Here is an 8313-nt window from a genome sequence, read left to right as displayed (position 1 = left end):
CAACGTCGTCTTCCCGTGGTCCACGTGACCGATCGTCCCGATGTTCACGTGCGGCTTTGTGCGCTCAAACTTCTGCTTGGCCATTGGCCTTCGCCCCCCGCCTTTACGAGGAAAGTGTGCCGCGCGCGCGGCGAATTCCGACGCCGTCCAGGCGCGCCAAAAAAGCCTGCCGGACGGCAAGCGCATTTATTCTAGCCAATCCCTGTCCGCGGGGCAATGGACTTCCACGAACGCGCGCGCACAAGGAAACGGCGCCCCAACCGAGCGCCGTTCCTCAAAAGACTGGAGCTGCCGGCCGGAATCGAACCGGCGACCTTCTCCTTACCATGGAGATGCTCTGCCGACTGAGCTACGGCAGCCCGCAAACCGTTCGGCGTCCACGCCCGCGGCGCGCTTCGCAAAACGCGCCGGCACCCGCGTGCCGGCGCCAAATTTGGTTGCGGGGGCAGGATTTGAACCTGCGACCTCCGGGTTATGAGCCCGACGAGCTACCTGGCTGCTCTACCCCGCGGTATAAAGCTGGAAATCTCTCAAACTTTTGGTGGAGAGGGGAGGATTCGAACCTCCGAAGGGAGACCCAACGGTTTTACAGACCGCCCCGTTTGGCCACTTCGGTACCTCTCCGTGTGTAAGCCATCTTGGAGCTGGCGGACGGACTTGAACCGACAACCTTCCGCTTACAAGGCGGATGCTCTGCCATTGAGCTACGCCAGCCTGTTCAAGCGCGCCGCTCCGCAATCGCAGTCGATACTATAGCACACGGCCGTTTCGCGACGCAACCGATTTCACGCGCTCGCCGCATCCGCGTCTTCGAGCACGCCGAGGCGTCGCGCCACCCAGGCCGTCGTCGACGCCTGCAAGAGAAGCGTCGACAGGATCGCCGCGAAGACGGCAGCCTGGATGAGCTCCGCGTGCGGCACGCGCTCCGCCATGAGGATGCCCGCCATGGCCGCCGGGATGACGCCGGTCTCGCGCACCCACATGAGAAACAGCAGCTCGTTCCGCGTCCAGCGCACGGCGCGGTCGAGGCCGGCGCTCAACAGCACCGTCAGCGGTCGCGCGACGAACATGAAGACGACCATCACGCCGAGGAGCGGCCAGGCGTGGCGCGCCAGGACGCGGAAGTCCACGTGCGTGCCGAGCAGGATGAAGATCAACATGCGCATGATCAGCGCGTTGACGCTGAAGAAGGTCCGGTGGACGCGCTCGTGCTCGTCCTCCACGCGGAGGCCGAAGGAGGGCTTGTTGCCGTTGACGATGCCGGCGACGAACACGGCCATGAAGCCGCTGGCCCCGACGGCTTCTGCCAGGAGATACGCGCCGATGATGATCACGAGCGACATCACGGAGCCGGTCTCGTGGTCCCCGAAGACGCGGGGGATGCGGCTGCCGTGGGCGATCAGCGCCGACGCGACGAACCCGACGAGCAGGCCCACCCCGATCCCGCCGCCGATGAGCAGCAGGAACTTGGTCGCGATGTCTCCGGCGGAGAGGCCGCCGGCCGACAGCACGGCGAGGAGGCTGACGACGAGCACGGAGCCGGTCGCGTCGTTGAACGCCGATTCAGACTGGGCCGTCTGGGCGAGCCGCGGCACGAGCCGGACCTGTTGAAAGATCGGGATGATCGTGGCCGGATCCGTCGGTGCGAGGACGGCGGCCAGAAGGAACGCGACGAGGAACGGGAGGTGGAGAAGCCACGCCGCGGCGAGCGCCACGGGCAGGGCCGTCACGAGGACGCCGGTCGTCGAAAGCAGCGTCACCGTGCGCCACACCTGGCTCAGGACGCGCAGGTCGACCTCGCGCCCGCCCTCATACAGCATGAACGCGGCGCCGAAGACGAGAATCAGCGCGCTTGTCGTGGACTCTCCGGGAATGTCGATCCAGCCGAGCGCCGCCGGTCCGAGCGCGATCCCCGCCAGGAGGTAGAGGACGATGTCGGGGACGCGGAGCCAGTCGGCGACCTTCCCTGCGGCCAAACCGGCGAGGAAGAGCAGGCCGACTTGGAAGAGAACGTGCTCGGCCGCGCCGCTCATCCTACTTCGCCGAGTCGTCCAGGCGGCGCGTTTCCAGGTAGCGCTCCAGCTTGCGCTTCACGCGCTGGAGGGCGTTGTCAATGGACTTCACGTGGCGCTCGAGGCTGTCGGCGATCTCCTGGTACGACTTGCCGTCGAGGTAGGCCATGAGGACCCGCCATTCGAGGTCGCTCAGGATTTCGCCCATCTTTTGCTCGATGTCGCCGAATTCCTCGCGGCTGATGACGAGGTCTTCCGGATCGCTCACCTTCGCGCCCGAGATGACGTCGAGCAGGGTGCGGTCGGAGTCTTCGTCGTAGATGGGCTTGTTGAGCGAGACGTACGAGTTGAGCGGGATGTGCTTCTGGCGCGTCGCCGTCTTGATCGCGGTGATGATCTGGCGGGTGATGCACAGCTCCGCGAACGCGCGGAACGAGGAAAGCTTGTCGCTGCGGAAGTCCCGGATGGCCTTGTAGAGGCCGATCATGCCTTCCTGGATGATGTCTTCCCGGTCGGCGCCGATGAGGAAGTACGAGCGGGCCTTGGCGCGCACGAAGTTCTTGTACTTCGTGATGAGATACTCCAGAGCCAGGGTATCCCCTTCGCGTGCCGCCGCGACCACGTCTTCGTCGGCGAGATCCTCGAAGCCGCCGTACAACTGGACGTTCGGGTTCACCGCCACCCGGCACCGCCTCCTGATCCCGCTGGGCTCCGAAGCGTGTCTCAAACGTTCAACAGCGGCGCTAGTATAGGACAAAGCCGAAGCTTGGGTCAACGTGACGAGCGCTGTCGCACAACCTCATATAAGAGAACCGCGGCCGCTGATGACGCATTCAAGGACGAGACCCGCCCGTTCATGGGTATGCGTACAAGTTCGTCACAAGACTCGCGCACGAGACGCGACAACCCCTCGCCCTCGTTTCCGATCACCAGCGCCACGGGCGCGGTCCAGTCGACCTCCCAGTAGATCTTCGGGGCCGCGGCGTCCGTCCCGTAGACCCATATGCCGCGCTTCTTCAAGTTAGCCAGCGTGCGCGCCACGTTCGCCACGACCGCGACGGGCAGGTGCTCCAGCGCGCCGGCGGCCGCCTTGGCCGCGGCGGGGGAGAGCGGCGCGGCGCGGCGCGCGGGAAGGACGAGCCCGTGGGCACCGGCGCCTTCGGCGCTGCGCGCGATGGCGCCCAGGTTGCGCGGATCCTCGACGCCCGCGGCGACGACCAGCAGCGCCGCCTCGCCGCGCCGGCGGGCGAGGTCGAGCATCGCGTCGACGTCGACCGTGGGATAGGGTTCCGCGAGCGCCACGACCCCCTGGTGGCGGGCGCCGCCGGAGAGGCGGTCGAGCTCGGCGGGCGGCACCGTCTCCACGGCCACTCCGGCGGATTCGGCCCGCTCGACCAGCGCCCGCAGGCGAGCGTTCCGCTGGCCCTCCGCCACGAGGAGCCGGCGCGCGCGGCCGCTGGCGAGGGCCTCTTCCGCCGGATGGCGGCCCGGCACGGCGATTTCCCGCGCACCTGCGGCCTGCGCGCGCCGTGCCGCCCGCCAGGGGCTCCCGCCGCGCGTCCCGCCTGGCCCGGGACCGCGGCCGCCGCGCCGCGCGGGCGCGTCGCCCGGGCGCGCGCCTCGGGAGCCGTGCGGCGGCGTCACGCCTGCCACTTCCAGCGCGTGCCCTGCGGCAGGTCTTCCAGCACCACGCCCACAGATGCCAGATCCTCGCGGATGCGGTCCGCGAGCGACCAGTCGCGTGCGGCGCGCGCCTCCGCGCGCAGCCGCACGAGAATCTCCACGAGACGGTCGGCCACCCCGTCGCGCGAGGCGGCCGCGGTGGTGCCGGCGCCTGTCCAGAGGCCGAGGACGTCGCCGAGCTCGTCGAACGCCGACAGGGCGGCGCGCAGATCCTCCGGCGCCGCGCCCGGCGCTCCCGGGGCGACGAGCGCGCTGTTCGCGGCGCGCGCCAGCTCGAACAGCGCGGCCAGGGCCAGCGGCGTGTTGAGATCGTCGTTCATGGCGGCCGCGAACGCCTCCCGGGCCTCCGCCGCCGCCCGCCCGAGGTCCGCCTCGCCCTCGCCGGACGCCGCGGAGCCGGCCGGCGCCGCCCCCTCCGCGAGGGCCGCCGCGACCGCGGCCCGCGCGTTCGCCAGACGCTCCCACGCCCGCCGGGCCTCTTCAATCGCCGCCTCGGAGTAATTGAGTGGCTTTCTGTAGTGCGTGGAGAGGATGAACATGCGCAGCACCGGCGCCGGGTGCCGCCGGACGAGGTCGCGCAGCGCGACGATGTTGCCGAGCGACTTCGACATCTTCTCCTCGTTGATCTGCACCATGGCGTTGTGCAGCCAGTAGCGCGCGAACGGCGCCTCGCCGGTGAAGCACTCCGACTGCGCGATCTCGTTCTCATGGTGCGGGAAGATGAGGTCGTCGCCGCCGGCGTGGATGTCCAGGCCCGAGCCGAGGTACTCGAGGGTCATCGCCGAGCACTCGATGTGCCAACCCGGGCGGCCGGGCCCCCAGGGGCTGGGCCACGCCGGCTCCCCCGGCTTCGCGGCCTTCCACAGGGCGAAGTCCATCGGGTTGCGCTTGCGCTCGTCGACCTTCACCCGGGCGCCCGCCATCATCTGGTCCAGCGAGCGGCCGCTGAGCTTGCCGTAGTCCTCGTCCCGTGTGACGTCGAAGTAGACGTCGCCGTCGAGCGGGTAGGCGTAGCCCTTCTCGACGAGCGTTTCGATCATGCGGACGATCTGCGGGATGTGGTCGGTGGCGCGGACGTAGCGGTCGACCTGGTCGATGCCCAGCGCCCGCATGTTCTCAAGGTAGTCCGCGATGTAGCGCTCCGCCACGTCCCGGTAGCCGACGCCTTCCCGCTGGGCCCGTTCGATGATTTTGTCGTCGATGTCGGTGAAGTTCGAGATGTAGCGGACCTCGTAGCCGAGCCGGCGCAGCCAGCGGGCGAGCACGTCGCTGACGAGCGCCGGACGCAGGTGGCCGATGTGCGTGTAGTCGTAGACGGTGGGGCCGCACGTGTACATCGTCGCCCGGCCCGGTTCTCTCGGCACGAACGGTTCCACGCGTCGCGTCAGCGTGTTGTACAGTCGGAGCTCCGTCATGCGACCACGCCTCTTCCAAATGATGAAACCGCCGGAGCGCCCGCTCCGCGGCGTTCAGGAGCCTAGTTTACCACGCGCATGCCAGCGGATGAGGGTGGCGACGGCCTCCGCGCGGATGCCCTCCGCGCGGCCGACGGCGCCGAGGCCCTCGGTGGTGGTCGCCTTCACGCTGACGCGCTCCGGGGCGACGCCGAGCGCGTCCGCCAGGCGGCGTCGCATCGCCTCGACGTGCGGGCGCAGGCGCGGTTCCTCGGCCAGCACCATCACGTCGACGTGGCGGACGGACCATCCTTCCGCCTCGACGAGGCGGCGCACCCGCGAGAGCAGCGCGAGGCTGTCAGCCCCCGCGTACGCCGCGTCGGAGTCGGGGAAGTGCAGGCCGATGTCGCCCAGCGCCGCCGCCCCGAGCAGCGCGTCCATGATCGCGTGCGTCACGACATCCGCGTCGGAGTGGCCGAGAAGGCCCCGGTCGTGCGGGATCTCCACGCCGCCCAGGACCAGGCGCCGCCCCTCGGCGAAGCGGTGCACGTCGATGCCGAAGCCGACGCGCACGTCGAACCCTTCGGGCGGCTCGCCGGCCATCTCCCGCGCCCAGGCGAGATCCTCGGGCGACGTCACCTTTCGCAGCGCGGGATCCCCCGGCACGAGCGCCACCTCGGCTCCCGCCGCGCGCCATTCCTCGGCTTCCGGCGCGCTGGCCTGATGCAGATATCGATAGACGAGACCGGCGTCGTCGGTGACCGTGACGCGCGACGCCGCCGCCCACCCGTGCGCCGCCCGCAGGAGGCTCGCCCGGAAGGCCTGGGGCGTCTGGACGGCGGCGAGACGGTCCCGGGCGAGCGCCCCCACCATGCGGCGGCCGTCCGACTCCGCGACGGTGTCCACCACCGGCAGCACGGGCGCCGCCGCGCCGGCACGCCTCGCGGCCTCGAGGACGCGGTCGACGACGTCCGCGGGCAGGAACGGACGCGCCGCGTCGTGGACGAGGACGAGTTCGGCCTCCTTGGGCACGGCCTCCAGCGCCTGGCGCACCGTGTCCGCCCGCTCCGCGCCGCCCTCCACCACGCGGAACTCGGCTCCGCCCGCGTGCGGCTCAAGCACCCGGCGCGCCGCGTCCAGTTGTCCCGCGGGCGCGGCGAAGACCATACCCTCCACGCGCGGATGCCGCGCGAGCGCCGCGACGGCGTACGCGGCCAGCGGGCGGCCGCCGACGGACACCCACGCCTTCGCCTCCCCGGCGCCGAGCCGGCGGCCCCGCCCGGCGCCGGGGACGATGGCCCACGCGCTAATTGGCGTGCGCCACCGCTTGCCGGGCCTTCGCGAAGATCATGCGGCCGGCGTTGGTCTGCAGCACGCTGGTGACCTCCACGTCGATCGTCTCGCCGACGTGGCGCTTGCCGCCGTCGACGACGACCATGGTGCCGTCGTCCAGGAAGCCCACGCCCTGGCCCGGCTCCTTGCCTTCGCGCAGGATCTGCACCGTCATGCCCTCGCCGGGCAGCACCACGGGCTTCAGGGCGTTCGCCAGTTCGTTGATGTTGAGCACCGGCACGCCCTGCACCTGCGCGACCTTGCTCAGGTTGAAGTCGTTCGTGAGCACCTTGCCGCCGATCTCTCGCGCGAGGAGGAGAAGCTTGGTGTCGACCTCGTCGGCGCCCTTGATCTCGCGCTCGTCGATGATAACCGGCATCTGCAGCTCGCTCTGCAGCGTGTTCAGGACGTCCAGCCCGCGCCGGCCCCGGTTGCGCCGGAGCGGGTCGGACGAGTCGGCGATGTGGCGGAGCTCGTCGAGCACGAACTGCGGCACGACAAGCACGCCCTCAAGGAAGCCGGTGCGGCAGAGGTCGACGATGCGCCCGTCGATGATCGCGCTGGTGTCGAGGACCTTGTACGCGACGGCCTCGGCCGAGTCGCTCGCGGCTTTGGTCGCCGCGGCGGCCGTCACGCCGTCGCGCAGCCTCGCCAGCGGCAGGAGTTGCATGAGGTCCTCTCTCTTCCTTACGGCGACGGTCCACCCCAGGTATCCAAGGAAGAAGCTCGTGATGGCGGGAAGGTAGTTGCCGACCGTCGGGATCTTGGCGAGCGAGGGGCCGAGTAGAAAAGCCATGATGAGTCCAAACACGACGCCCAAGGCCCCGAACGCCATCTCCCCTGCGGGTATGCGGAACAGGCGCGCCTCCAGCCAGCGCGTGAGCTGGACGATGCCGTCGGTGATCGCCGGCGCGAGCGCGTAGAACGCGGCGAAGCCGGCGATCGTCAGCAGCGCGACGAACCCGGCGACCTCCCACGTGTTGAACGTGACGCCCAATGCGGGGAAGACGTAGAGCCACTCGATGCTGAGGTAGTAGCCGGCGACGCCGCCCAGCGCGGCCACGAGGATTCGGATGACGCGGTTCACCCGCCGTCACCTCCCTTCAGGGTCATTATGCCATTGGGCCGGAGATGGAAAAAGAAAGCGCCCGACGCCGCCCCCGCACGCGGGGAAGGGGCGTCAGGCGGACTGGTTCGCGAGGATGGCCTCCTCGATCCAGCGGGACGCGCACTCTTCGTCGATGTCGCACGCGAGAACGATCTCGCTCACGAGAATGCGCCGCGCGTTGTCGAGCATCTTTCTTTCGCCGGTCGACAGGCCGCGGTGCCTGTCCCGGACCACGAGGTTGCGGACGACGGCGGCCACTTCATAGATGTCGCCGGTCTTGAGCCGCTCGGCGTTGGCCCGGTAGCGCCGGTTCCAGTTCGTGTACGCGTCCGGGTCATCCCTGCCGAGCACTTCGGCGACCGCACCCCACTCTTCCGCAGGGATGACCTCCCGCAGGCCGACGTGGTCGACGCCGTCGACGGGAATCAGCACCTGCATGTCCCCGATGGGCATGCGCATCACGTAGTACTCCTTCTTTTCGCCGAGGATCTCCCGCTCCTCGACGGCCTCGATGACGCCGGCCCCGTGCATGGGGTAGACGACCTTGTCGCCCACGCCGAACAAGCGACCACCTCCATGCCGCGATGATGTTCAATTATAGCGAAGCATTCTCGCATGTCAAGAAAAATGAGTTTATCATTCCCCATTTTATCCTGTCAACGCGCGCGCCCGCCCGTGGTTACGTAACGCCGAAAACCCTTGAAGGACAAGCCTTTCCGGGCCCTTCGTTTCATTGACAGCCCGAAAAGCCGATCCCTATAATGGCTGTGCATCGGGGCTGGGC

The 8313-nt window shown here is 69.2% G+C and carries 7 protein-coding genes, 4 tRNA genes and 1 pseudogene; all 12 read right to left on the bottom strand.

Features of this window, described 5'->3' with window-relative positions; translation table 11 throughout:
* Positions 1-283: 283 nt before the first annotated feature.
* Positions 284-359, bottom strand: a tRNA-Thr gene (locus IRZ18_00760).
* 75 nt (positions 360-434) lie between these two features.
* Positions 435-511, bottom strand: a tRNA-Met gene (locus tag IRZ18_00755).
* Between the two features lie 28 nt (positions 512-539).
* A tRNA-Tyr gene (locus IRZ18_00750) sits at positions 540-624 on the bottom strand.
* A 15-nt stretch (positions 625-639) separates the two neighbouring features.
* Positions 640-714 (bottom strand) — tRNA-Thr (locus IRZ18_00745).
* 71 nt (positions 715-785) lie between these two features.
* Positions 786-2033, bottom strand: a complete 1248-nt coding sequence (locus IRZ18_00740; GenBank protein ID MBX5475639.1) for a sodium:proton antiporter — start codon at positions 2031-2033, stop codon at positions 786-788.
* 1 nt (position 2034) lies between these two features.
* Positions 2035-2688 carry an RNA polymerase sporulation sigma factor SigH gene (gene sigH, locus IRZ18_00735; GenBank protein ID MBX5475638.1) on the bottom strand — a complete coding sequence of 218 codons (654 nt, stop codon included), beginning with the start codon at positions 2686-2688 and terminating at the stop codon, positions 2035-2037.
* Between the two features lie 95 nt (positions 2689-2783).
* On the bottom strand, positions 2784-3512 hold the full coding sequence (gene rlmB, locus IRZ18_00730) for a 23S rRNA (guanosine(2251)-2'-O)-methyltransferase RlmB (GenBank protein MBX5475637.1): 729 nt from the start codon (positions 3510-3512) through the stop codon (positions 2784-2786).
* A 140-nt stretch (positions 3513-3652) separates the two neighbouring features.
* A complete protein-coding gene (locus IRZ18_00725; protein MBX5475636.1) occupies positions 3653-5110 on the bottom strand; it encodes a cysteine--tRNA ligase in 1458 nt (485 codons plus the stop codon).
* A 54-nt stretch (positions 5111-5164) separates the two neighbouring features.
* Positions 5165-5692: a 2-C-methyl-D-erythritol 2,4-cyclodiphosphate synthase gene (locus IRZ18_00720; GenBank protein MBX5475635.1), complete on the bottom strand. Its 528-nt coding sequence runs from the start codon at positions 5690-5692 to the stop codon at positions 5165-5167.
* Positions 5693-6400, bottom strand: a pseudogene (ispD, locus tag IRZ18_00715) (2-C-methyl-D-erythritol 4-phosphate cytidylyltransferase).
* Positions 6396-7508, bottom strand: a complete 1113-nt coding sequence (locus IRZ18_00710) for a TRAM domain-containing protein (protein MBX5475634.1) — start codon at positions 7506-7508, stop codon at positions 6396-6398. The pseudogene ispD and the gene IRZ18_00710 overlap by 5 nt, the downstream one beginning before the upstream one ends.
* Positions 7509-7601: 93 nt before the next feature.
* Positions 7602-8093, bottom strand: coding sequence for a CarD family transcriptional regulator (locus IRZ18_00705; GenBank protein ID MBX5475633.1), 492 nt, complete (start codon positions 8091-8093; stop codon positions 7602-7604).
* Positions 8094-8313: the final 220 nt, after the last annotated feature.

The sequence above is a fragment of the Clostridia bacterium genome (assembly GCA_019683875.1).
GTDB lineage: Bacteria > Bacillota > Sulfobacillia > RBS10-35 > Bu92 > Bu92.
Note: the sequence above shows the minus strand (reverse complement) of the source record. Positions and strands in the feature narration are given on the sequence as shown.